The following is a 25,845-nucleotide window of genomic DNA, read 5'->3' on the forward strand; positions in this document are numbered from 1 at the left end:
TCCTTTTATCGAATCTATTTATATCTTTGTCGATTAAGAACAAACCTCAAAAAAAATATAACGTTCTTAGTTTACCATGCGAAACCTAATTCTTATTATTATAGTAAGTAGCTTGTCCTGTACACTTAATTCCCAAATGGTATTGAGTGGGTCGGCTACGGGAAGTTGTGATTGTTATACCTTAACTGATGCTGCGAATCAAGCAGGATCAATTTGGAGTCCTTCCACTATTGATTTAACCAATGAATTTGATTTTTTGTTCGAAATTAATGCGGGTTCAAATGATGTTTGGGGTGCTGATGGTATGTCATTTGCTTTAAGACAAAGTGGTACATCCACAGGTTCCTTGGGCAATGGACTAGGTTATGAGGGAATTACTCCGTCTATCGGAATTGAAGTGGATACCTGGAATAGTTCTCCAACAGTTTTAACCGACATTGATGACGATCATTTGGCAATGAACGCTGGTGGTGATGTCAATCATTTGGAGGTCGCGCCCATAGGAATTCCGAATATTGAAGATGGTCTATATCATGACTTTAGAATAACTTGGGATCCTGTTTTATTTGAACTCGAAGTTTTTCTGGATGGAACTTCTTACCTGACGTATACTGGTGATATAGTTACCTCGTTTTTTGGAGGAAATCCGAATGTTTATTTTGGATGGTCTGGTGGAACAGGAGGTGTCTTTAATGAACAATCGGTATGCCTAAGAAGAGAGGCGCTTTTTTCTGTTGATCCCATAAGTGCTTGCGTGGGACAGGAGCTAATTTTTACTGATGAATCCACGAGTGATTTAAATTATAATTCGACTGAAATAACGGATTGGAACTGGGATTTTGGGGATGGTTCAACATCAATAGATCAAAACCCAATGCATGTTTTTTCAACTGTAGGAACCTATACCGTTTCACTTACCATAACTGATATATCCGGTTGTACAGATACTTTTGAGGAGGAAATTACAATTACTGAGGAGTTAGATATTGATATAATAGAAGTGGATTTACTTTGCTTTGATGATTCTACAGGTGAGGCAACGGCGATACCATTGACTGGCACTGGACCGTATACTTATCAGTGGGACGACCCGGAAATGCAAACCACTGAGACGGCCGAAAATCTACCAAATGGGACCTATGAAGTAACGGTCATTGATAATCTGGGTTGTCCCGGTTCAGCAATTGCCGAAATTGACGCTCCCCCAGCATTATTATTTGACGCTATCTTAACCACGAACGCAGGTTGTGGCGCTCCTAACGGTACAATCTCATTAACTGGTACAGGAGGTGTTCCACCTTATGAATTTAGTATTGATGATGGAGTAAGTTTTTTTGGATCGGGCGATTTTATGGATTTGTCAAATGGCGCTTATGAGGTGGTCATTCGAGATGCAAACGGGTGTACAACCAATTCCACGGTTATAGTTGGTTTAGATTCACCTCTAAATATAGATGATGTGATTACCACGGATGTGACATGTGGTCCTTTCCCCGATGGAACAATTTTAATTAACGCCTCCGCTGGTGTGGCTCCATTATTATTTAGTATCGATGATGGTGCAAGTTTTCAAGAGTCTAATTACTTCGAAAATCTCTTACCTGGAGAATATGAGGTTGTAGTTGAGGATGACGCGGGGTGTTCTGTCAGTGAAACAGTAATTGTTGGCTCATTATCTTCAATAATTATAGATGATACCGTTTTAACTGAACCGAGCTGTCAGGGAGAAACTAATGGTGAGATCGAGGTGTTTGTTTCGGGTGGAACGGCACCGTATGAATTTAGTTTTGATGGTGGAGGGTCGTATGGTTTTTCTAACAATGCCGTTGGCTTATCTGCGGGTACTTTTGATATCGTAATTCGAGACGCTGTTGGGTGTACAGCTTTTATCAATGTAGTACTCAACGAACCGGATGAACTATTGGTTGCTACCTTAACGGCTTCTCCGATATCATGTTTCGGATTAATGGATGGTTCTATTGAAATAATTGGAGCTGGTGGAACGCCTGCTTATTCTTATGCAATAGATGGATCAATACCAATTCCGGTTGGTAGTTTTAATGATTTAGGTCCAGGCACATATGATATTGAAATATTTGATGATAATGGTTGTACTTTACTTGAAGTTGTTGAGGTTGCAGAACCTGATGAGTTAACTATCACCGACGTAGTAGTTGTCGATGTGACTTGTAATGGCACGATGGACGGAGAAATTACAGTTAGTGCAACTGGGGGAACAGGTGCTTATGAGTATAGTATTGATGGGTTGCCCTTTCAAATTTCCCCTTCATTTACTGGGTTAGGGGGAGGAACAAAAGAAGTCGTTGTGAGAGATGAGAATGGTTGTACAGCAGAAACAAGTGTTGAAATAAATGAAGCGGACCCAATTATTGTTGCTTTAGGAGAAGATACCACGATTTGTTTAGGAGGTTCCGCTACGTTGTGTCCCGAATTTTCTGGAGGTACAGGCCCGTATTCATTCATTTGGGATGGTACAGCTGATTCGGAATGTCTGTCGACTGCAACAATAGGTATTCATGAATTACAAATTGAAGATGTCAACGGTTGTACTTCTGAAATAGTTTCCCAACAAGTTAATCAATACACTCCTTTAAGTGTCTTTTCCTCTTCCGCAACAACAATTTGTCCAGGTGATGAGGTGGTGTTGTCCAGCGATGCATCTGGTGAAGGACCTGAAGGTTATACGTACACATGGACGAATAATTTAACTGATGAGTCATTGGATGGACCTATTCAAACCGTTTACCCTACGGAAACAACTTTGTACACGATTACAGTTAGTTCGGGATGTGAAGACAGTGCAAGTGCGAATGTTTTAATTACTACTTTTCCTATTCCAAACATATCATTTACGGTTAGTGATAATGAAGGTTGCGAAGATTTAACCGTAGATTTTTACAGTACAATTCCACCCAGTGCAGTTTCCAATATTCTCTGGGATTTTGGAGATGGGAATATGGCCGCTGGACCAGTTGTAACGAACACCTATTATGATGCCGATTGTTACGATGTAAATGTCTATATTGAAACAGTGGACGGATGCGAATTAGAAGAAACCTTTATGGAAGAAATTTGTGTTTGGAAAATGCCTGTCGCTGATTTTAGTTACCTCTCTGAAAGTCCTGATTTAATTGATAGGTCAGTGAGTTTCCAAAATGAGTCAGAATTTGCCTCAATTTATCAGTGGTATTTTGGAGATGGCCAATCTTCGACTGATGTTAATCCTACAAATACTTATCCTGAACTTGGAAATTCGACTTATGAAATCACGTTGGTTGCCGAAACCGACAAAGGGTGCACAGATGTCAAACGGAAAAAGATAAAAATAGATGATGTTTTGCTTTATTTCATACCCAATGCTTTTACTCCAAATGCAGACCTCTTTAATCAAAGTTTTAAGCCGGTTTTTTTACCAGGTTTCTACCCCAAAGACTTTCATTTTGTTATTTTCAATCGCTGGGGAGAAATAATGTGGGAATCATATGATATGAGTGCAGCTTGGGACGGAACTTATGGTGGAGAAATTGTTGATGATGGTGTGTATCTTTGGAAATTAACGTTTCGCGAAAATGCATCAGATAAAAAGCATATTGATTCCGGACACATCACAATATTAAAATAGTATTTCAGTATCTTTTCTCTTATTTTAGTTCTATGAAAAAAGGGAAATTAATTTTAGGGTGTTTCTTGTTGAGTGTAGCTGCTCTATTTAGCCAAAACGAATCTTTTTCATACGGTTGGCAACCCATAGGACCAATGGATGAGCCCGAAAATCCGCGTAATTTGTCGGCATCAGGAATCGGTCCTGTGGAATTTATACAACTTAATAAAAATAAAAAAGGTGCGGGCTTTGCAGGGTCTTTAAACGGTGGACTGTTTTATTCTGATGATGATTTTAATTCCTGGATTAATGCAGGTTCAGATCGATGGCCTTATGCAGGCTGTTCTTGGGCAGATTTTTATCCAGATAATGACGACATTTGGTTTGCTGTTAGTGTACCAAATAGTGAAAATGGAGGACCAAGTATAATTGATGAGCGAGGTGGTTTAATGAGGACCAAAAATAAAGGCCTTGACTGGGAGTGTGTTGCAAGTTATGTGGAGTTTGACAATAATCCATGGGTTAAAATATATGCGACCAGGTTTGATCCTTCTAATCCTAATATGCTCTATATTCTAACTTCCAATGGTCTTTATTTTAGTTCAAATTGTTTAGCCGAGAATTTCAAAATTGAAAAGTTTATCGAGGGAAGTATCTATGACATGGTATTTTATAACGATCATGCCTACCTTACGCAATTTAAAAATAATGAATGGTCGTTGTTGCAATTTTCTAGTGACCAACATAATAAATATGCGATTATTGGAAATGTAATCGAAAACACACGTAAAATTGATTATGTCACTTTGGCCATTCAGCAAGAAAACCTTTTAATCTTAGAAGTTTATCCCGGAAAGTCTGACGTATTAAGTGCATATAATATGGAGTCACACGAAATAAAGAAACTCGTTTCAAACTTAAATGTAAATTTTGGGTTCGGTCATACTTTTTCTGTAAATCCACATCGAACTAATGAGGTGTATATAGGTCATTCTACTCGAATTAAAAAGTTTGAAAATTGGTCTGGAAAAACTTCTAAAATTAATAGTGATTATCATCCAGATATAGAGGACGTAACTTTTGATCCTTTTGATGAAAACAGGGTTTATATAGCTACACATGGAGGCGTCTATATTTCATATAATAATGGAGAGTCGTGGGAATTTAAAAGTCGTAATTTGGGGATAAGCGAAGTGATGGGGTTAGCCGTGAATTCTAAAGACATAAATCAAGTAGCAGTTGGACTATTTCATGATGGTTCGCTTGTGAGGAATGATTTTAACGGAAATGGGAAGTATACTTGGCGAACGGTTAATGGAGGAGATGGCCTGATTCCTCTTATTGATAGTGATTCAAAGAGAGTTTTCACTTCCAATCAATATCGAGGTGGTGGTTTATATGTTCATGCTGATTCAACTGAAAACGCTCCTATAAATTTGCACAATAAACACCAAATTAAAACCCCTGGATGGGAAATGACTACAGTAATGCACCCTACAAGGTCAAATATTATTTATTTTAACTACGAAGATAAGTTGGGAATAAATAAAGGGAATACAAATGTTTGTCGCTTGGTTTTTAACGATTCAGGAGAACAAAATTTAGAAGTGATTTCCGACTTTAATGCTTCTCACCAAATGGAAAAATATCGTGTTTTTGGGCTCTTTAGTTCCCCGTTTTTACCAAATACGATTTTTGCTTATGTCCTGCAGTACACTAAAAATGAAAAAGGTGATCAAATTATTAAACATAGACTCTTCAGAAACAATAATAATTTAGCCTCTTCTTTAGTTGCAATAAGATCTTGGTATGAAATACAATTGCCTAAAAATTCTTGGATTGCCGATGTCGCAGCTCATCCAGCAAAGGAGAATTGGATTTTTGTTTCGTATAGTGACGGAATTGAAGGGTTTAATTCTGACTTGAAAACTCAAATGGTTTACGCTTTAAAATATAAAAATAAGCAATCATATAAAGCAGCCCGTAAAAAAGATATTTCACAACAACTTCCTAGTGACGCAATCGGTCGGTTTAATTTAGTTAGTACAAAGCTGTTTGGAGGAGGGGTGATCATTGCAACAAGGTCTGGGGTGTATTTTGGAAGCTCAAAAGTTATGAAAGGTAGAAGAAAGTGGGAGAGAATAGGAACAGGTTTACCCAACTGCAAAGTATATGGCATTACGGTTGACGATGATAAAAAAGTCATCACTGTTGGATTATATGGCCGAGGTGTTTGGCAATATTTTTTCTAAAGGTTTTTTTTCATGTTACTTATTAGCATATTTGTATTTATTCAATACGTGCAATTATTTAAATAGAGATTATGTCTAAATCAGAAATGTTATTTCAAATAGCTATATATATTATTCCTGCAATTATCTTTTTTGGAGCAGTATACTACATTACCAATAAATGGGTTGAAGTACAACGTGAAAAAATGAAACTCAATTTCATCGACAAGAAAGGTCAGGGAACAAATTCAACTCCAAATAATGACTTAAACAAACAGTTTCTTCCTATGCAAGTCGATGCCTATCAGCGGATGGTTTTATTTCTTGAGCGAATTTCTCCGAATAATATGGTTATGCGTTTAAATAACCCAGGTTTGCCAGCAAGAGCGTTTCAGCAAAAATTATTGGAAAATATTCGGCAAGAGTATGAACATAACCTTGCTCAGCAAATTTTTATTTCAAGTGATGCATGGAGCAAAGTTCAAGCGAGTAAAGAAGAGGTGTTAAAAATCATAAATATGGCCGCTACTAAATTAGAAGGTACGGCTTTGGCGAATGACTTGTCTAAAGGTATTTTTGAAATTACAGCCCAATTAAAATCTCAACCAACTGATCAAGCTATAGCCTTTCTAAAAGATGAATTAAACCAAAAATTCAAAGGCTAATTCATCGCGTAAATAAACTAAAATCTAAGTGGTTTTACCTAGGATTTCAGTGTTTATAAGGAGTTGGAGACGATTCCTTAACTTTGGTTAACACCGAGTTAATCTATTTTCAAATTTTCAACATTTCGTCGTTTAAAAAAAAGAGGAGTTAATCTTAGCTATTAAATGATTCGTCGAATTCACGATTTTTTTTTTGCTTCCTCGGTTTGTTTCTTCGTACATTGATTTAACAAAACCATTTTAACACCGATGAAATACCGAAAAATTAACACACTATTATTAGGATTGGTCTTCTCTCCTTTTGGGCTTTTTGCTCAACCTGGAGATGAGATACCAACTGCTACTGTAACAGATGAATTATGTGTGTCAATCGATGACACAGGATCTCCAATTTCCGAAACCTATGAAATTGATATTAGCCACTTGCATTTGCATTCTGAAAAAGAAGCAAATGACAAGTTTGGCTATATATCCAATAATCTTCTGACCTATACAGTCGACTTCTCAGCTGAAAAAGCTTATTTAAATGTGCATCTAGATCGAACTTCTGAACCTAAAGATGTGGTTTGGTGGAATGATTATATAATAAGTCTGTGTGGATTATAAAACCTAAATAACTTACAATTACATAAAACCTACTTTACTGATGTAGAGCGGCTTAAGCTTTGCAAATAGGAAAAGTACTGCTAAAAATCAACGTTATGAAAAACTTCTATTTAAATGTTCTAGTATTACTGGTCGTCGGCTGGATAGGAACGGAAAGTTCTTATTCACAAATAATAGGTGCCAGCGCGTACTTGATTGGCGATAATGTAGAAATTGGAATCAATGATGCTGGTCATGAAGGGGCTCCTCGTCTTATCGGATCAAATAACCGTTCCAATCTTGCTGCAGGTTCTCCTGTTTACTTTGGCTTTGTTGCTAACCCACAATTAGACGGTTGGGGAAACTACGATGGTGACTTTTTTACTCCTGGTACTCCGGAAAATGGTTTCGGAATAGAAGTAGGAGGAGTAAATTATTCAAATAATGCATCGGGTAACCTTGAACAAATACCTGGGTCAATAACATCGTATGAAGAAGTTGGTGAATGTATTACCGTAATGTGGGAAGGCGAAGTGGCAAACGTTCATGTAACAGTGATTTATCGTCTTATTTCAACAGAACTGTATTATACGACTGAAGTTATTCTAACCAATACAGGAGCTTTACCAATGACCGATGTATATTATTACAGAAATGTGGACCCAGATAATAACGTAACAATTGGAGGTGGTTATGCTACAACCAATACAATAGTTTCACAGCCTGGAGCTGATTGTGAGGTAGCACTTGTAACTGCTGAGCAAAATACACCTTGGGACTCTTATATGGGGTTTGGTGCTATTGGGGAAAATTTCCGAGTAGCCAGAGGTGGTTTTGCGAATAGAGATGCTTCAAATATCTGGAATGGTGTAGGAGGTCTATCAGGTGTTGAAGGTTCTTCAGCAACTGCGGATCGTGCAATCGCTTTAGGTTATCGCGTTGAAACTTTAACTCCAGGTGAGCCTGAGTCGTTCATGTATACAGTTGTATTGGATGAAAGTCAAGTTGATGCAGCAATTGCTAGTTTATTTTACTTTAGTTACGAAGGTGGTGGAGGTATTATTGATGAGTGTGCACCTATTGTGGATACCGCCCTTGTTTGTCCAGGGCAAACTGTTGAGTTATCAATTGAAGGTCCTACCGTAGGAGATTATGATTGGGAATGGTCACCGCCAATTGGTTTAAGTACCACAATAGGACCGGTAACTGATGCTTCACCTGCAACCACCACCACATATACTGTTGTGGGTACACCTGCTGTGGGATGTCTGGCATCTACAATTGAAAAAACGATAATAGTTGAAGTTTCTGATTTACCTATTATAAATTATACTGACCCTGGCCCTTTATGCGGCGATTTTGATTTAACCACTTTGGAAATTGAAAACCTCGAAGGTAGCCCATTTGAAATTGTTTATTATTCAGTTGTTCCCGATAGCGTCGGACAAACCGAGGGGTTATGGGATAGTGACATAATGTCGTCTGGTGACGAAGTTTATATGATGATGTTTAATCCAATAACGGGTTGTTTTGACGTAGAGCAAGTTATTATCGACTTTTCAGGTGGAGCGGATGCGGGAGAAGATAATACCGCAGCGATGTGCAACAACGCTGGATCTACAATGGATTTAAATGATTTATTGGTTGGAGCTGAAGCTGGAGGGATTTGGGCTGAAGTTTCAGATGTTCTTTCTGGTGGGTTTACACCTGGTACAGGAATTTTGGATGCTTCGGGTGTCGATGAAGGAATCTATGAATTTGAATATATAGCGCTCGGATTAGCACCTTGTACGGATGATTCTGCTCGCATAACGATAACTATAAATCCTGCACCACTTGCGGGTCTTGATGCAGATACAATAATGTGTAACTCAGAAGGCACAGAAATGGATTTAAACATTTTATTAGATGGAAACAGTGACGTTGGAGTTTGGCTAGAAACTTCTGCAAGTGGCCAGTTCGATCCTGTGACAGGAATATTCGATGGATCGGGTCTAGCTTCAGGAACGTATACATTTACTTATACCGTTAGTGGTGTAGATCCATGTGTTCCTGACGTTGCAGATTTTACAGTCGAACTTTTACCTAGTCCTAATATTTTAGCTGGTGCTGATGTGGAGCTTTGTATAGGTGAGGATGTAATTCTTGAAGCAACAGGCGCAGGTGTTGGAGGTTCTTATGAATGGGATTTAGGTGTTGTAAATGGTGAAGCTTTTTCTCCAGATGCTACAAATACGTATACCGTGATTGGAACGGATATAAATGGTTGTACTGATTTTGATGCTGTAACGGTAACCGTACATGATTTACCAACTATAGTTGCTGGTGATGACTTAGCGATTTGTCAAGGAGAAGAAGTAACTTTGGCTGGAACAGGTGCAGGAGCAGGAGGAACTTATGTTTGGACCGGTGGTGTAGTTGATGGAATCGCATTTTCGCCTGATGAAACTGAAACATATACGGTTGTTGGTACGGATATGTATGGCTGTGAAAATACGGCAGATGTCACCGTTGTTGTGAATGAGAATCCTTTGGTTATAGCTGGTGACGATTTAGAAACGTGTGAAGGTGAATTTGTAACACTTGAAGCTTATGGTGCGGGTGCGGGTGCTGAATATACTTGGACCGGTGGAGTTGAAAATGGTGTGCCTTTCATTCCTCTAGAAACAGCTACCTATAGCGTTGTAGGTATGAATGAAGAAGGATGTACAGCAGATGATGATGTGACAGTAACTGTAAACCCATTACCTGAAGTAGAAGTAGAGGAAGATTTCGCGGTTTGTGATGGTGATCCTGTTACTTTAGAAGGAGCGGGTGCAGGAGCAGGAGCAGTTTATTTATGGGATGGTGGTGTTACGGATGGTTTAGCATTTATTCCCACTGAGCCTGCGACTTATACTTGTACAGGTATTGATGTTAATGGTTGTATGAATACGGATGAAGTGATGGTGGATATTAACGAGTTACCTGAAATTTTTGCTGGGATTGATTTTGCGGTATGTGATGGGGAAGATGCTGTTGTAGCAGGTGAAGGTGCAGGTGCAGGTGGAACGTATGCTTGGACTGGTGATGTTGTGGACGGTGTTCCTTTCGCACCAGAACTTACAGATACCTATATAGTAACTGGGACTGATATTAATGGTTGTTCAGGTACCGATGATGTTGAAGTAGAACTGTTAGAACTACCTGCAATTGATGCCGGACCTGATGCTGAATTATGTATTGGTGACTCTTATGTGCTAGTTGGAGCTGGTGGTGGTGCAGGTGCAGTATATAGTTGGTCGGATGACTTTGAGGATGGAGAAGCAATTACGCCTACAGAAACATTTACTTTAACTTTAACCGGTACAGATGCATTTGGTTGTACAAATACTGATGAAATTTTGATCACAGTTCATGATTTACCTTTGGTTGAAGCAGGAGATGATACCCTCATTTGTGAAGGTGAAGAGGTGGTTTTAATCGGAACTGGTGCTGGTGTAGGGGCTGTTTATACTTGGACTGATGACGTTGTTGATGGAACACCATTTATTCCGGCTGTTACTGCAACATACATTGTTACTGGAACAGATATAAATGGATGTGAAAATACAGATGAAGTGGCAGTTGTCGTTAATGCTGCTCCTCCGGTTGTTGCTGGTCCAGATCAATCCGTATGTATCGGAGACGTTGTCTTCTTAAATGGAGCAGGCGCAGGTGTTGATGCAGAATATATATGGTCGGATGGCATAGAGGATGGTGCGCCTTTCATTCCTGATTACACAGCCACTTATACCGTAACTGGTACTGATGAATATGGCTGTGTTGGAACTGATGATGTTGTGGTAACTGTAATGCCTCTTCCAATTATTAGTGCTGGTCCTGATCGAGAGATTTGCCAAGGAGATTATGTAACGTTAGTAGGTTCTGGTGCTGGTGCTGGTGGAACTTATGAGTGGATGGGCGGTGTTATCAATGCTGAACCTTTTGGACCACATCATTCGAGTGATTATATTGTAATAGGTACGACTGCTGAAGGTTGTTCTAATTCCGATACCATGTCGATTATTGTAAATTTACTTCCAGATATCGCCTTTACTGTTGATGAGGTTATGGGATGCGCGCCTTTAACAGTTAACTTTTTCCCGCTAATTGATGGAGACGATTATGTTTGGACATTTGGAGATGGATCAACATATACTGGAGGAACTCCTGAACATACATTCGAATATTCAGGGACTTATGATATTACATTGTCGATTACTTCAGAAGAAGGGTGTACTGCTTCTGAAACATTCGATGGTTATATTGATGTGGCAGAATCTCCAATTGCTAGCTTTATTCACTCTCCAGATGAAGTAACAATTAATGATACCTGGGTAGAGTTTGAAAATACTTCTATCGGGGCAGAAACTTATATTTGGAATTTTGGTGATGGTTCTGCCGAAGTCGCTGATGAACATACTGAACACGAGTTTCCAGCTCACGGAAATACAAATTATGCAGTAAAGTTAACTGCAATTAACGCTCAAGGTTGTAAAGATGAGAATACGCAGCTCGTTAAAATTATTGATCAGTTAATCTATTATGTTCCAAATACCTTTACGCCAGACGGAGATATGTATAACCAAACTTTTACTCCAGTTTTTGCAGCAGGTGTAGATGTATTTGATTATCATATTATGATATTTAATCGATGGGGAGAATTAGTTTTTGAATCTTTTGATACTAACTATGGCTGGTCTGGAACATACGGTGGAGGTGATTATGTAGATGATGGCGTGTATATCTATAAAATGGAATTTGGAGAAACAATGAGTGATAAAAGACATTACGTGGAAGGCCATGTAACGCTCCTCAAATAAATTTATATTTTTCTATACCAAATAAGAACCCTGCTTCAGAAATGAAGTGGGGTTTTTTATATGTTGAAATAAGCGATTAACAGTTAGTGGTTTGTTTTTTTGGTGAAAAATTAATTTGTAGAAACTTGAATTTGATATAAGTAAACTATCTTTGCGCGTTGAACGCAAAACTTTATAAATGAATAGTAATTATATTAGAATAATTTTTCTGATTATTTGTTGTATTTCAAAGTCTTTTCTCAGTTTCTCACAATGCATATTGACTGGGTTGCAGTCTAGTTATTGTATAGATGATACCAATTCCACAATAATTCCATTGCCTGATGGAGGTCTTTTAGCCGGACCAGGGATAATTGACGATACCTTTAATCCAGAACTTGCTGGCGTCGGGACGCACACTATAACTTATGAATTGGATGGGGTAGAAGATCGTTATTACTTGACTTCAATTAATGGCAATCCATGGGGGTCTTTATCAAATCAAACCTGTATGGATAATGCGTTTGGAGCAGGTAATTGGATTCAAGAAACTTTTGAATCTGGAGTTGCTGCAACAATTTTTACTAGTACAACTTCTATGGTCTTTCTTGATGGATCAGATTTTAATGCGAGTGAATTGGAAGTTTTTTTAACAGCAAATATTGGATTAATTGAAGACTGGGTGAATGAAGGTGGCTGTTTATTTTTAAATGCTGCTCCAAACGAAGGAGGTGACCTTGACTTTGGTTTTGGTGGTACAGTATTAGAATATCCTCTGTTTTTAAATAACGCAGCAGCAGCAGATGCTAGTCACCCGATTTTCTTAGGGCCCTTATTGCCAACCGCAGTTGCGATGACTGGATTTTATATTTCACATGGTAAGTTGACCGGGGTTGGACTAACCCCCATATTGGTAGACGGGGGAGATGTAACATTGGCGGAGAAAGATTGGGGTCTAGGGAAGGTGATTTTTGGAGGTTTAACAACTGTAAATCATCATTCACCAGCACCCATGGTTTCAAACTTACGTTCTAATATATTAACTTATTTAGATGAAGAGGCAAACAAAGTGGATTGTCTAATTGAGCAAGAAGTTGTTGTTCATGACCTGCCAGATGTTATGGCAATTGCAACGGAAGATACATTATGCTTTGATGAACTTCTTACCTTAACCGGAGCTGGGGCTGATACTTATGTTTGGAATTTAGGAGTTCTAGATGGAGTACCTTTCACGCCTGCAACTACAGGTACGTTTGACTTTATTGTTACTGGAGAGTCGGGTTTAAGTGGATGTTTTAATTCTGATACTTTAGAAATTGTTGTTAATGATAATCCTTCAGTTGCTGGAATTGCGGATCCTATTGAAATTTGCCTTGGAGAGTTTATTACATTTTCTGGGACAGGAGCAGATTCGTATATCTGGAATTTAGGTGTTTTGGATGGGGTTCCTTTTCAACCTGTCACCGTTGGAATTCATGATTACATAGTGACTGGATCATTGGACGTAACCGGATGCGAAGACAAGGATACGGTCTCTGTTATTGTAAATGAATTGCCAATTGTTGAAGGGAGTGTTGATGCAGAAGAAATTTGTTTAGGTGAATCTATTACTTTGTCGGGATCTGGAGCAGATATTTTGACATGGAATTTGGGAGCAGTTGATGGTGTTGCTTTTAATCCAGTTACGGCTGGGACATATAGTTATATCCTATCCGGTGAAAACTATTTGACAGGTTGTCAAAACAAGGATACTGTTGATTTTGTTGTACACGAATTACCGAATGTTGACGCTTCAGTTGATAGCGATGAGATATGTTTAGGTGAATCTATCATTTTTACATCTTCAGGTGCTGATACTTATAGTTGGGATTTTGGTGTTGAAGATGGCGTACCATACATTCCTTTAACGGTAGGAACTCACACCTATACAGTTACAGGCGAAAATTTGACCACAGGATGTATTAATACAGATACTCTAAACGTAGTAGTAAATGATCTACCAGAGGTAAATGCAACAGTAAATGAATCTGAGATTTGTCTTGGGGAATCTGTTATTTTTTTAGGTGAAGGTGCATTAACTTATAGTTGGGATATGGGAGTTATTAACGGAGCACCATTCACACCAGCTGCTGTGGGCACCCAAACTTACACGGTAATGGGTACAGATATTAATGGATGCCAAAATTCTGCTGCAATAGATGTAACTGTGTTCAATAATCCAATAGTCACTGGACATTCCTCTAGTTTAACGATTTGTGAAGGTGAGTCAATTGTTTTATCTGGGACAGGGGCAGGTGCTGGTGGTACTTATATATGGAATTTTGGAGTGTCAGATGGAGAAGATTTTTTTCCAGACTTAACCAGAACCTATACGGTTACTGGTACAAACTCAACAGGATGTAGTGCTACCGACGACGTAATGGTTACTGTTAATCCATTACCAATTGTTAATTTTAGCGGGGACGAATTATTTGGTTGTGTAAACCATAATGTAAATTTTACAAATGCTACTTCAGGTGCAATTAGTTACCAATGGAACTTTGGCGATGGTGTTACAAGTGATTTAACTCACCCAAATCATAGCTATCAGTATGCAGGACTCTATGATGTGAAATTGACTGCGATTAGTGGATTGGGCTGTAAAGCGACTTTGACTTTTGAAGATTATATTGACGTGCTTGATGCTCCAATTGCTAATTTCGAGTTTGATGCTGTTGACATAAATATTAACAATACGGAAGTCGAGTTTGTGAATCAATCCGAAAATGCGACGAGTTATAAATGGACTTTCGGTGATGGTTCACCTATTTCTGAGATTACCAATCCTATTCATATTTATCCTGAAATCGGTAATACAACTTACGTAATTACTTTAATTGCAGAAAATGATTATGCATGTGCAGATACAACAACAAATAGAGTTTTGGTAAATGATTTACTTTTATACTATTTACCTAACACTTTTACTCCTGATGGAAACTCTTTTAACGATAACTTTAAACCTTATTTTGGCGCAGGACTGGATGTTTATGATTTTCACCTAGTTATTTTTAATCGTTGGGGAGAAATGGTGTTTGAATCTTATGATGCAACTGCCGGATGGGATGGGACTTATGGTGGAGGAGAGACTTTAGAATCTGGAGTTTATATTTGGAAAATGGAATTTGGAGAAACAATGAGTGATAAAAGACATTACGTGGAAGGCCATGTAACGCTCCTCAAATAAATTTATATTTTTCTATACCAAATAAGAACCCTGCTTCAGAAATGAAGTGGGGTTTTTTACACGGTATCTTTTTATTGCTCAAAAAAAAAATCCTGCAACAGTTGGTTGCAGGATTGAATGATAAATTTGTCATTACAATTTAAGCCATTGTATGGAACACTTGTTGGACATCGTCGTCTTCTTCCAGTCGTTCAATTAACTTATTGACATCCTCTTCTTGCTCTTCCGTTAATGTTACTGTGTTTAGTGGAATCCGCTCCAAGTTCGCTTCTTTAATTTCATGTCCTAATTCTTCTAAACCTGATTGTATATTGCCAAAATCTTCAAATTGACCATAAATGATAATTTCATTCTCCTCCTCATCTTTATCAATTTCGTCTCCCCCAAAGTCAATCATTGCTAATTCAAATTCTTCAACATCAATATCGTTTGCATCAATTTTAAACATGCATTTGCGTTCAAACAAAAACTCAACGCTTCCAGAGGTTCCTAAAGAACCATCACATTTATTGAAAGCCGCACGAACATTTGCAACGGTTCTTGTTGAATTGTCTGTTAGTGTTTCAACTAAGACAGCAATACCGTGTTGCGCATATCCTTCATAAACTCGCTCATCCCAATTTTCTTGGTTTTTATCAGTTGCTTTTTTTATGGCCCTTTCGACATTGTCTTTAGGCATATTAGCAGCTTTAGCATTTTGAATTAAGACACGTAATTTCGAATTAGCATCAGGATCAGGTCCACCTTCTTTCGCTGCTTTTGTAATCTCTCTACCTATTTTCGTAAACGTTTTGGACATCTGTCCCCAACGTTTTAATTTTCGTGCTTTTCTAAATTCAAATGCTCTTCCCATTATTTATCTAATTTTGTCAAATATAATAAGCCGTATTGTTTTTTCAAAGGGATATATATTTGCGTAACTCCTAATAATATCTCCAATACGTGTTACTTATTTGAGACAGTTAATTATTTCATTTCTTATTTTTTCTAACTCAATTGTACAATTTACTTTTCTTAACTTTCTTATCGGTAACATTGTAAAACTTGCGTGAATACCTAATCGCTTATTAAATTTTCCATTGTTGTCAATTAGACCTGTATTTTTGATGGCAATTGGTACAACATCAATTTCAGGTATCACATTTAATATGGATTCAATTCCTCCTTGCTTAAATGGTGCCACTTTTCCATTTCTACTCCTTGTACCTTCTGGGTAAATCACAATAGAAAAGTTATTTTTAGCGACATTTTCTGCGAATGTTTCTATTTTCGCTTTTGATTCTTCTGTATTTTTTCGATCTATTGCAACGGACCCTCCATATTTTAAGTTGTAAGATATGCTTGGTATATTTTTCGCTAATGAGGCTTTTGCAATATATTTTGGCCGATTTTTCCTCAGCATCCAAATCGCAGGTGGAATATCCCACATACTTTGATGGTTACATATAAAAAGAATTGGACGGTCTGTTGGTAATGCTTTAAAATGATGAAAACTTAAACGGGTGCCAAGTATATATAAGCACCCTGTCAAACAAAAATTTAAAGCGGCTACAACATGGTCATGTGCTCTTGCTCCAAATAAGTTTCGAGTGATAACTTGTAAGGGGTGAAATAGGACTAAAAACAATCCAAAGAAAAGAAAAAATAGCGGTGTTAGTAGGTAGGACAGTAGTGTCATATTTTTAAATTTACCGAACTATTTTAGCTGATTGTCAACGAGTGATTTTACAGTTTCTATCCATAGTTCAGAATCATTTAAACTTTCGACTAATTGCACTTTTTCACCTCCATTTTCTTCAAATATTTCTTGATATTCATCTCCAATTTCAATAGAAGTCTCTAAACAGTCAGCAATAAATGCGGCTGAAAAGGCAAGCACTTTTTTCTTACCCGCTTTGGCTAATTCTTCAACGACTTGATCAGAATAAGGCGTTAACCAAGGTGTGCTTCCTAATCTCGATTGAAAAGCAACCGTGTATTGTGATGAATCAAGTCCTAATCCTTGCGCAATAAGTCGAGTGGTTTGATAACACTGATTCCTATAACAAGATTCCTGTCCGGGATTAAACTGTTTTGGACAAGTACAATCACTGCATTTTAAATTAGGATGTACTTTTTCAATCTGTCGCTCGGGTAAACCATGGTAGCTAAAAAGTACGTGATCGTATTCATCGATATTATATTGTCTTCCTTTTTCAACAAAGGCCTTGATATAACCAGGGTTGTCGTAAAAATGATTAATAATTTTAAGCTCCGGAATAACCCACCACTTTCGAATGATATTCATGGCTTTTTCAACAGCTGATCCGGTCGACGAACTTGCATATTGGGGAAAGAGTGGTAAAATCACAATTCGTTCATACCCCACTTTTTCCATTTTACCTAACACCTCGTCTAAAGAAGGATTTTTATATCGCATGGCAAATTCAACATCTATGCCATCGCCTTTATAGAATTCTCTCAGTCGATCTCGTAATTTAATTCCGTATGTTAAAAGGGGAGATTCACCTCCCCATAAGTCCCAAAGTTCTTTATATATTTTTGCTGATTTTGGCGCCCGAAATGGTACAATTACTCCATTAACAAGTAAAGTTCTTCCCACAGCATTAATATCAATTACCCGTGGGTCATTTAAAAATTCGGTCAAATACCGTCTCACATCACCAGTTTTTGGACTATCTGGTGTGCCAAGGTTTATCAGTAAAACACCTGTTTTCTTTTTTGTCATAAAATTTTGTCAGCAGTAAATGGATTGATTTAGTCAAAATCCTCCAATTACTTTTAAATATGCAATGCTCTATTTTCAGTAGCAGCAAGAGCAGCTTCTTTTGTTGCTTCGGTATAAGTAGGGTGTGGGTGACAAATGCGCGCCATATCTTCAGCAGAAGCACGATACTCCATTGCCGTAACAGCTTCCATTATCATATCAGCGGCTCTAGCACTCACCATATGCACTCCTAAAACTTCATCAGTCTCAGCATCAGCTAATACCTTTACCATACCCATAATGTCCATACTTGCTCTAGCTCTGCCCAATGCTTTTACTGGAAATGATCCAGCCTTATAATTCACACCTTGTTCTTTTAACTCTTCTTCAGTTTTTCCTACTGAAGCAGCTTCTGGCCAAGTGTAAACAACTCCAGGAATGAGGTTATAATTTAAATGAGGCTTTTGTCCAGCAATTAATTCTGCAACATATACACCTTCTTCTTCTGCTTTATGAGCCAACATCGCTCCTCTAACAACATCTCCAATTGCATATATCCCAGGAACGTTAGTCTCAAGGTGATCATTCACATCAATCATTCCTCGATCTCCCATTTTAACACCAGCATTTTCTAACCCTAACCCTTCTGTAAATGGTTTTCTACCTACAGCTACTAAACAATAGTCTGCCTCAAAAACAACTTCCTCACCCTTTTTGTTCAAAGCTGTAACTTTTACTCCGTTTCCAGTATTCTCAACATTTTGAACACGGTGATTTAGATTGAATTTAAATCCTTCCTTCTTCAATACCTTTGTCAATTCTTTGGAAACTGAACTGTCCATTGTTGGAAGTATCGATCCCGCAAATTCAATGACATTAACTTTAGCACCTAGTCTTGCATGAACACTTCCAAGTTCAAGTCCAATAACACCTCCACCAATTACAATAAGGTTTTCAGGTACCTCCTCTAGATTTAACATCTCAGTAGAAGTAATGATTCGATCCTTGTCTGGTTCCATTCCTGGGAAGTAATTTGGCTTGGACCCTGTTGCAATAATCGTTTTCTCTGTCTCCAAAATAGTTTCCTTTCCTTCCGAATCAGTAACTTTTATCTTGTTTTTATCCACAAACGATCCTAACCCAGTATGAACGTCAATTTTATTTTTGTCCATTAGGTATTGTATTCCATCACAAGTTTGCTTTACAACACCGTTTTTACGGGCAATCATTTGTTGCATATTTACTTTTGGTGATGGAATCTCAATTCCGTGTTTTTCGAAATTATGGGTTGCATTATGAAAATGTTCTGAAGAATCCAATAATGCTTTTGAAGGAATACAACCTACATTTAAACAGGTGCCTCCAAGCGTATTATATTTTTCAATAATCGCTGTTTTCTTTCCTAGTTGAGCCGCTCGTATTGCTGCTACATAGCCTCCAGGACCTGAACCGATTACTACAACATCATATTTCATAATTTTTGTTTTTTCTGTCTCTTTCTAAATAGTAGAGAATTATTATTTGTTTAATGCGAATTAAGATAATTCAGCAAGTTTTTCTGTTAATATTTTAATTTTATTCAAAGCGTCGGACTCTTTTTTACGCTCTCCAGCCACAACCTGTTCTGGAGCGTTGTTTACAAAGCGCTCATTCGATAGTTTCTTTTGAACTATCTTTAAAGAGCCTTCGGCATACTCTAATTCGGCTTGAATTTTTTTCTTTTCTTCTTCCAGGTCGACTTGGTCACCAAAAGGAATAAAGAATTCATTATTGTTCACTATAAATGAAAAGGAGTTTGCTATTTTTTCATCCGTGTATTCAATCTTTCCTAATGTCCCCATTTTTTGAATTACAGGATCCATTTCTTTATTGTGGTCTGCATTTTCTTTTATGAACAAATCCAATTGAATTTTATTGGCAATGTTATTTTGTTTTCTAACATTTCGAATGTTGGATATTACTTCCATTGTTTTGTCAAAGCCATTTAAAAGCTTTTCATCTGCAATTCTAGCAACAGGCCAGGAACTAATTATGATGTCTTCCCCTTCATTTCTTTCTTTAAGCCAATGCCAAATTTCTTCGGTAATAAAAGGCGTAAATGGGTGAACTAATTTTAGGATCTTTTCAAAGAATGAAATGGTCGCTTCTAGTGTGACTACGTCAATTGGTTGTTGATAGCCCGGCTTAATCATTTCTAAATACCAAGAGCAAAAATCATCCCATATTAATTTGTAAGTAGTCATCAGGGCGTCAGAAATTCTAAACTTATCAAAATGATCATCAATAGAACTTATAGCCTTGTTTAGTTTACTTTCAAACCAATTAATAGCAATTTTACTCGATGCTGGTTGTTCAATATCACGCCATTCCCATTGATTTACCAATCGAAAAGCATTCCATATTTTATTGGAAAAATTTCGACCTTGTTCACACTGAGAACTATCAAAAGGCAGGTCATTCCCGGCTGGCGAAGAGATAAGTATACCCAATCGTACACCGTCAGCTCCGTATTCATTAATTAATCCAATTGGATCGGGTGAATTCCCTAGGGACTTAGACATTTTTCGACCTAGTTTATCCCGCACTATTCCAGTGTAATATACGTTTTTAAATGGAGGTGTCCCCATATATTCAATACCAGCAATTATCATTCGGGCAACCCAAAAAAACATGATTTCAGGTGCAGTGACTAGATCGTTGGTAGGGTAGTAGTACTTAATCTCATCGTTTCCTTTATCTGTCAATCCCTTGAAAACAGAAATTGGCCACAACCAAGAAGAAAACCATGTGTCCAACACATCTTCATCTTGCTTTAAATCAGTTGTATTAATTGTTTTTCCTGCTTTTTCACTTGCCTTAATAGCAGCTTCCTCAATGGTTTTCGCGACAACAAAATCATTATCACCTTTACCATAATAATAAGCCGGAATTTGATGACCCCACCACAATTGTCTTGAAATACACCAGTCTTTGATGTTTTCCATCCAATGGCGATAAGTGTTTTTGAGGTTTTCAGGATAAAAATTCACCTCACCATCCATCACCGCTTTTAGCGCAGGCTCAGAGAATTTTTGCATATCAACAAACCACTGTAATGAGAGTTTTGGCTCAATAACAGCATCCGTTCGTTCTGAATAGCCGACTTTGTTAATATGATCCTCAACATCGACAAGATAACCAAGTTCATCCAGTTCCTTTGCAATTAATTTGCGTACTTCAAAACGGTCTTTCCCTTCATAATGCAAGCCATGAGCATTTAAACTACCGTCATCATTTAAAATATCTAATGTTTCAAGATCATGCTTTTTACCAAGGTTATAGTCATTTTCATCATGGGCAGGAGTTACTTTCAAACATCCTGTTCCGAACTCCATTTCTACATACTCATCTTGAATGATTGGTATTACCCGATTGGCAATTGGCACAATCGCTTTTTTACCATGCAAATGTAAAAAACGGGCATCATTTGGATTTATACAGATTGCGGTATCACCCAATATCGTTTCCGGACGGGTAGTTGCAATTGTTAACCATTCGTCATCTGTTCCTTCAATTTTATATCGAACATGATAAAGTTTTGAGTTCACTTCCTTATGAAGAACTTCCTCATCGGATAATGCTGTTTGTGCCGCTGGATCCCAATTAATCATTCGTACACCTCTATATATCTTACCCTTCTCGAATAAATCTAAGAATGTGTCAATGACGCTTTCTGAATAATCAGGATTCATTGTAAATTCTGTTCTTTCCCAATCACATGACGCACCTAGTTTTTTTAACTGTTCAAGAATAACTCCTCCGTATTTGTCTTTCCAGTCCATAGCGTGCTCTAAAAACTCAGAACGACTTAAGTCCGACTTTTTGATACCTTCATCACGTAATTTCCGTACTACCTTTGCTTCTGTTGCAATAGAAGCATGATCTGTACCTGGAACCCAGCATGCATTTTTACCTTGCATACGAGCACGGCGAATTAAGACATCTTGTATCGTGTTATTTAACATATGCCCCATATGTAGAACACCCGTTACGTTTGGTGGAGGAATGACAATTGTATATGGTTCACGATCATCCGGTTCCGAATGAAAATAGTTTTGTTTCATCCAGTGGGAATACCACTTGTCTTCTGCTTTGTTCGGCTCGTATTGCTTAGGAATTTCCATTAAATTTGAATCTCTTTTTATATCAATTCACAAATTTAATGAAATGTTCATTATTCACCCTATTTTATTCGCTGAATTACATTGGTAAAAATCATGAGTAAAGAATACTATAAGTCACTTTTTAGATTTATGGCTTTGTCAAGATAAAAACCCCCACGAATTATAATTTGGTTCAATAGAGAATCCGCTATTCCAACCTCGTTTAATTGAATATATGCTTTTGCAGAATACCACATAGCTTCTTCCTTGAATAAAAAGTAGCGAGATTTTTCGATGGCTTCAAATTGGTTTATTGCTTTGTCATAAACTCCCAAATTAAAATAAGATAGACCGCCATAAAAAAGGGCGTTCATGTCATTGGGGTACTGTTTTAAAATTGTGATGAATCTATTTAAGGCCTGTTTGTATTGCTGTTTGGAAAAGAAATACATACTTTTCTCCAAGTATTCAGTGTATGGAATTTGAACTTCTTTCTCAATGAGGTTAGAAGTTGAGTGTTCGTTTTCTCTGTCCGCGGATACTCCCGTAAGTTCGAATCGTTTATAAGTAATGGATTTATTGGTGCGATCGACCTTTCTATAATCTAACACTTCTAAGTCGAACAAATAAACACTATTGGGTATAGTCATACCGTTCATGTTCCACCCAACTTCCTCTTCTTGTGAGTCGAATTCTGGTTTTATTAGCGGTTCATTTTCGACAGTAATTTCTTCATTCAAAAAAGTTTCATTCTCCTTGTTCTCATTCATGAGCTCTTGAGGGCTAATTTGATCAATCGTTTCTATTTCTGTTAATATTTCTATTTCGTGCGGAAGTACTTCCACTTCATTTTGCTTCAAACTAGGTTGTTCTTTTTTATGAATAGGCTGAGAAGATTGAATTTCAGAATGCGGCTCGCGTTCCCCTTTTTCATATGAGATTAATTTGGTTGTCACAAAAAGTGCGGCCAAAATCACAGTTCCCCATAAGAATGTTGAACTGTATTTCGGTTTTAGTCTTCGTTTATTTTTTATATAAAATGATTCAAAACTTCCCGGGTTGTTCTCAAACCCTTCCATAGCATCAGCCAAGAAGGGATCGCTCAAGGCCTCTTTTTCAATTCTGTGACGCTCCGTTGAATTTAACTCATTACCATAATATTTACGAAGCAATTCAATGTCAATATGTTCACGATTTTTACTCATAATCGCTTTTCTAACTTTAGTTTTAGGTTGCGTTTACCATTCTGAATTAAACTTTTAACTTTTTTCACATCAACTTTCATCATGGTTGAAATCTCATTATAACACTTGTTCTTGAGGTAGAACAACTCAACAGCTTTCCGCTGATCATCTTTCAGTAAAGGTAGAGCACTTTCTAATTCATCCAGTTGCAACTCCTTATTTATTAAGGCTTGCATTTTTTCATCTGAATCATCAATAGTATGGTCTAAGACCTTGGAAGCTTCCACTTTGAAGTGTTTCTTTTTCCTTAGCTCCATTAAACAAGCATTACGGCTAACCGTATATAGCCAACTTTTAAAGTGCTTTACCTCGTGTTTCGCTAATTTGCTCTCCAGTTTTTCAAAAATTTGTATCATCTGATCTTCGGCCTCATCACTTTGTTTCATGTATTTTAAACAAAGTCCCATTACTAATGCAGCATACCTCCGATATATTTCACCCATTGCAGCTTCTCTATTGGTCGAGATTTGCTGCACAACTTCCAAGTCGGATAAATTCTTAATATTTTTTCTAAAAATTGCGCTAAGCAGCATAGTGTATAATTAAAACACATGGTTTAATTCTATTGGTTTCACCTTATAGATGCACCAGTTTCCAATTTCCATAAAAGTTTAAATTTTATTTCCACAAAAATCGAACAGTTATGTCATGCTGTGGTAAAAAGCGCTTCTCAATCGCAATGCCATAATTGACAAAAGTTTGATAGGGTTGGTACATGATTTGACTTACAATTTTATCATTTACACGATATTCAACCCCAAAATTCATGCCTAAGCCCCAGCCCGAACCTCTCGTAATATTGAATTCGTTCTGAGGAGTTGCCGAGTGTACGGTGTATAAGGCCATGTTGTGTCCCATAAAAGAAGCAACGTGTTGGTCCATTCTCCAAAATGAGAATAGTCCACTTCCTCCCAGAATAAATCTGGCCTTATTTCCGTCATAAACGTAGTCAACATTATATCGCCCTTCAAAACGACTCTCTTCGGCATAGATCTCACCTAACCTATATTGATCTTGACTTGTCTGTACACTTCCATCAAGGACTTTAATGGAAAATACATCCCTTACCTTAAGTTTATTAAAATTCCCGTCAACACTCATTTGCAAATTAGGACTGACTTGGTAGCCTATTGTAACACCTGTTAATAGTCCAGGTGTATATCGTATATTTTGCGAATAGGCGTCATATGGGACTGAAAAATCACTACCACCAAGCAGGTCTCTGATTATGTTATAATTGTTCTCTCGATATAAAGTGGCTTCTAATTGAGTTTCGTAATTCCCGTAATTACTATATATACCGCTGTATCGCCAAGCATAGTTTTTATTTGCTAATTTTGTTCCAATATTAACTCCAAAAAATAGAGTCTGTTCTTTATCTTTTTGTGAGAATCCAAAAAAAGAAAACCCTGTAAATAGTATAAGCAGTGTATAGCGCATTTATAATGATATAGTAAAATGGTAAAAATACAAAATATTGCAGTATTAACATCTGGTGGAGATGCGCCAGGAATGAATGCTTGTGTAAGAGCTGTTGTTCGGGCAGCAATTTATCATGGAATTGGAGCCTATGGTGTAATAGATGGTTTTAATGGTTTAATTAAAAATCAATTTAAAAAATTAGATTATCATGATGTGTCTAATATTATACAAAGAGGAGGAACGATTTTAGGTACCGCTCGATGCCCTGACTTTTTACATAAAAAAGAACGAAAAAAGGCTTTCATTAATCTTCAAGCTTTAAAAATAGATGCACTTATTATTATTGGAGGTGATGGCTCGTTTAAAGGGGCTTCAATTTTTAGCCACGAATTTGACCTTCCTATAATAGGTATACCTGCAACAATTGATAATGATATCACAGGTACTGATTACACCATTGGATTTGACACAGCGCTCAACACAATTATTGACGCAGTAGATAAAATTAGAGATACCGCAAGTAGTCACCATCGGGTCTTTTTAGTGGAGGTCATGGGGAATAATTCAGGAATCCTTGCACTTAATGCTGCAGCCGCAAGTGGTGCCGAAGAGGTTTTTATGCCTGAACGAAACGAAGATTTACAAAAATTCGAAGAAAAATTGCGGCGTGCATTAGCCGCAAACAAGTCAAGTATTATAATCGTGGCAGAGGGAGATCAAATTGGGGGAGCAAAAGAGGTTTTCGCATATCTTAAAGATAAAAACTTGTCGGATAAAGTGCGGGTGGCAGTTTTAGGACACATGCAAAGGGGAGGATCACCTTCTTTTCTAGATCGGTTGAATGCAACCTTATTCGGTGAGCAGGCAGTGGTAGAGCTATTACAAGGCAATACAAACCTGTATATAGGTATGCATAATAATAAGGTAATTGCATCTGACATTAATCATACGCAAGTAAAATCGCCTCCCAAAAACATGGATTATCTAAAAATTATCCGAAAATTAAGTGTTTATTAGGGTTGAAAAGTCAAAATCTTTAGGGCAAGTCCCTCCACAAGTTTCGGGTCGGGTCATCCATTATAGTCCCGTTAACACGGGCGCTGCCATTTCTACCCCTCTTGCGACAAAAAAAAGTTCACTTATAAAAGCTTGAAAATCTGCCTACTCAGAACAATTTT

Annotated in this window: 15 protein-coding genes; 7 read left to right on the forward strand and 8 right to left on the reverse strand. The window is 37.5% G+C overall.

Annotated elements, in window-relative coordinates; translation table 11 throughout:
* The first annotated feature begins 76 nt into the window (after nt 1-76).
* The 6 genes from A8143_RS08845 (at nt 77) to A8143_RS08870 (ending at nt 15,152) form a co-directional block, all read left to right on the forward strand.
* Nucleotides 77-3,643 carry a lectin-like domain-containing protein gene (locus tag A8143_RS08845; protein WP_083261297.1) on the forward strand — a complete coding sequence of 1,189 codons (3,567 nt, stop codon included), beginning with the start codon at nt 77-79 and terminating at the stop codon, nt 3,641-3,643.
* A gap of 32 nt (nt 3,644-3,675) precedes the next feature.
* A complete protein-coding gene (locus A8143_RS08850) occupies nt 3,676-5,874 on the forward strand; it encodes a WD40/YVTN/BNR-like repeat-containing protein (protein WP_066758535.1) in 2,199 nt (732 codons plus the stop codon).
* A gap of 71 nt (nt 5,875-5,945) precedes the next feature.
* Nucleotides 5,946-6,518, forward strand: coding sequence for a DUF7935 family protein (locus A8143_RS08855; protein WP_066758537.1), 573 nt, complete (start codon nt 5,946-5,948; stop codon nt 6,516-6,518).
* 249 nt (nt 6,519-6,767) lie between these two features.
* Nucleotides 6,768-7,124 (forward strand): hypothetical protein, encoded by a 357-nt coding sequence (locus A8143_RS08860; RefSeq protein ID WP_066758539.1) that lies wholly within the window; start codon nt 6,768-6,770, stop codon nt 7,122-7,124.
* 95 nt (nt 7,125-7,219) lie between these two features.
* A complete protein-coding gene (locus tag A8143_RS08865) occupies nt 7,220-11,947 on the forward strand; it encodes a PKD domain-containing protein (RefSeq protein ID WP_066758542.1) in 4,728 nt (1,575 codons plus the stop codon).
* Nucleotides 11,948-12,125: 178 nt separating this feature from the next.
* The gene (locus A8143_RS08870) at nt 12,126-15,152 is read left to right on the forward strand and encodes a PKD domain-containing protein (protein WP_083261298.1); all 3,027 of its coding nucleotides are present in this window, start codon (nt 12,126-12,128) and stop codon (nt 15,150-15,152) included.
* Nucleotides 15,153-15,291: 139 nt separating this feature from the next.
* Here A8143_RS08870 and A8143_RS08875 read toward each other — a convergent pair whose 3' ends face one another.
* The 8 genes from A8143_RS08875 to A8143_RS08910 all read right to left on the reverse strand — a co-directional run bounded on the left by A8143_RS08875 (nt 15,292) and on the right by A8143_RS08910 (nt 24,685).
* Entirely contained in the window at nt 15,292-16,005 is a 714-nt protein-coding gene (locus A8143_RS08875; RefSeq protein ID WP_066758549.1) for a YebC/PmpR family DNA-binding transcriptional regulator, read from the reverse strand.
* Nucleotides 16,006-16,101: 96 nt separating this feature from the next.
* A complete protein-coding gene (locus A8143_RS08880; protein WP_066758551.1) occupies nt 16,102-16,830 on the reverse strand; it encodes a lysophospholipid acyltransferase family protein in 729 nt (242 codons plus the stop codon).
* Nucleotides 16,831-16,848: 18 nt separating this feature from the next.
* Nucleotides 16,849-17,880: a ferrochelatase gene (gene hemH, locus A8143_RS08885; RefSeq protein WP_066758552.1), complete on the reverse strand. Its 1,032-nt coding sequence runs from the start codon at nt 17,878-17,880 to the stop codon at nt 16,849-16,851.
* A gap of 53 nt (nt 17,881-17,933) precedes the next feature.
* On the reverse strand, nt 17,934-19,334 hold the full coding sequence (gene lpdA, locus A8143_RS08890) for a dihydrolipoyl dehydrogenase (RefSeq protein WP_066758553.1): 1,401 nt from the start codon (nt 19,332-19,334) through the stop codon (nt 17,934-17,936).
* 60 nt (nt 19,335-19,394) lie between these two features.
* On the reverse strand, nt 19,395-22,022 hold the full coding sequence (locus A8143_RS08895; protein WP_066758554.1) for a valine--tRNA ligase: 2,628 nt from the start codon (nt 22,020-22,022) through the stop codon (nt 19,395-19,397).
* 107 nt (nt 22,023-22,129) lie between these two features.
* Nucleotides 22,130-23,206 (reverse strand): tetratricopeptide repeat protein, encoded by a 1,077-nt coding sequence (locus tag A8143_RS08900; protein ID WP_066758559.1) that lies wholly within the window; start codon nt 23,204-23,206, stop codon nt 22,130-22,132.
* Nucleotides 23,203-23,778, reverse strand: coding sequence for an RNA polymerase sigma factor (locus A8143_RS08905; RefSeq protein ID WP_066758561.1), 576 nt, complete (start codon nt 23,776-23,778; stop codon nt 23,203-23,205). Before A8143_RS08905 ends, A8143_RS08900 begins: the two co-directional genes overlap by 4 nt.
* Before the next feature lie 85 nt (nt 23,779-23,863).
* Nucleotides 23,864-24,685 carry a hypothetical protein gene (locus A8143_RS08910; protein WP_066758562.1) on the reverse strand — a complete coding sequence of 274 codons (822 nt, stop codon included), beginning with the start codon at nt 24,683-24,685 and terminating at the stop codon, nt 23,864-23,866.
* 18 nt (nt 24,686-24,703) lie between these two features.
* Between A8143_RS08910 and pfkA the strand changes: the two genes are divergently transcribed.
* On the forward strand, nt 24,704-25,684 hold the full coding sequence (gene pfkA / locus A8143_RS08915) for a 6-phosphofructokinase (RefSeq protein ID WP_066758564.1): 981 nt from the start codon (nt 24,704-24,706) through the stop codon (nt 25,682-25,684).
* The last annotated feature ends 161 nt before the right edge of the window (nt 25,685-25,845 follow it).

Origin of the sequence: Crocinitomix algicola (assembly GCF_001661595.2) — a bacterium.
GTDB classification, from domain to species: Bacteria; Bacteroidota; Bacteroidia; order Flavobacteriales_D; family Crocinitomicaceae; genus Crocinitomix; species Crocinitomix algicola.

Excerpts from the sequence above, each read along its gene's own strand:
- A8143_RS08845 (WP_083261297.1), top strand. The coding sequence starts at position 77 with ATGCGAAACCTAATTCTTATTATTATAGTAAGTAGCTTGTCCTGTACA.
- A8143_RS08850 (WP_066758535.1), top strand. The coding sequence starts at position 3,676 with ATGAAAAAAGGGAAATTAATTTTAGGGTGTTTCTTGTTGAGTGTAGCT.
- A8143_RS08855 (WP_066758537.1), top strand. The coding sequence starts at position 5,946 with ATGTCTAAATCAGAAATGTTATTTCAAATAGCTATATATATTATTCCT.
- A8143_RS08860 (WP_066758539.1), top strand. The coding sequence starts at position 6,768 with ATGAAATACCGAAAAATTAACACACTATTATTAGGATTGGTCTTCTCT.
- A8143_RS08865 (WP_066758542.1), top strand. The coding sequence starts at position 7,220 with ATGAAAAACTTCTATTTAAATGTTCTAGTATTACTGGTCGTCGGCTGG.
- A8143_RS08870 (WP_083261298.1), top strand. The coding sequence starts at position 12,126 with ATGAATAGTAATTATATTAGAATAATTTTTCTGATTATTTGTTGTATT.
- A8143_RS08875 (WP_066758549.1), bottom strand. The coding sequence starts at position 16,005 with ATGGGAAGAGCATTTGAATTTAGAAAAGCACGAAAATTAAAACGTTGG.
- A8143_RS08880 (WP_066758551.1), bottom strand. The coding sequence starts at position 16,830 with ATGACACTACTGTCCTACCTACTAACACCGCTATTTTTTCTTTTCTTT.
- hemH (WP_066758552.1), bottom strand. The coding sequence starts at position 17,880 with ATGACAAAAAAGAAAACAGGTGTTTTACTGATAAACCTTGGCACACCA.
- lpdA (WP_066758553.1), bottom strand. The coding sequence starts at position 19,334 with ATGAAATATGATGTTGTAGTAATCGGTTCAGGTCCTGGAGGCTATGTA.
- A8143_RS08895 (WP_066758554.1), bottom strand. The coding sequence starts at position 22,022 with ATGGAAATTCCTAAGCAATACGAGCCGAACAAAGCAGAAGACAAGTGG.
- A8143_RS08900 (WP_066758559.1), bottom strand. The coding sequence starts at position 23,206 with ATGAGTAAAAATCGTGAACATATTGACATTGAATTGCTTCGTAAATAT.
- A8143_RS08905 (WP_066758561.1), bottom strand. The coding sequence starts at position 23,778 with ATGCTGCTTAGCGCAATTTTTAGAAAAAATATTAAGAATTTATCCGAC.
- A8143_RS08910 (WP_066758562.1), bottom strand. The coding sequence starts at position 24,685 with ATGCGCTATACACTGCTTATACTATTTACAGGGTTTTCTTTTTTTGGA.
- pfkA (WP_066758564.1), top strand. The coding sequence starts at position 24,704 with ATGGTAAAAATACAAAATATTGCAGTATTAACATCTGGTGGAGATGCG.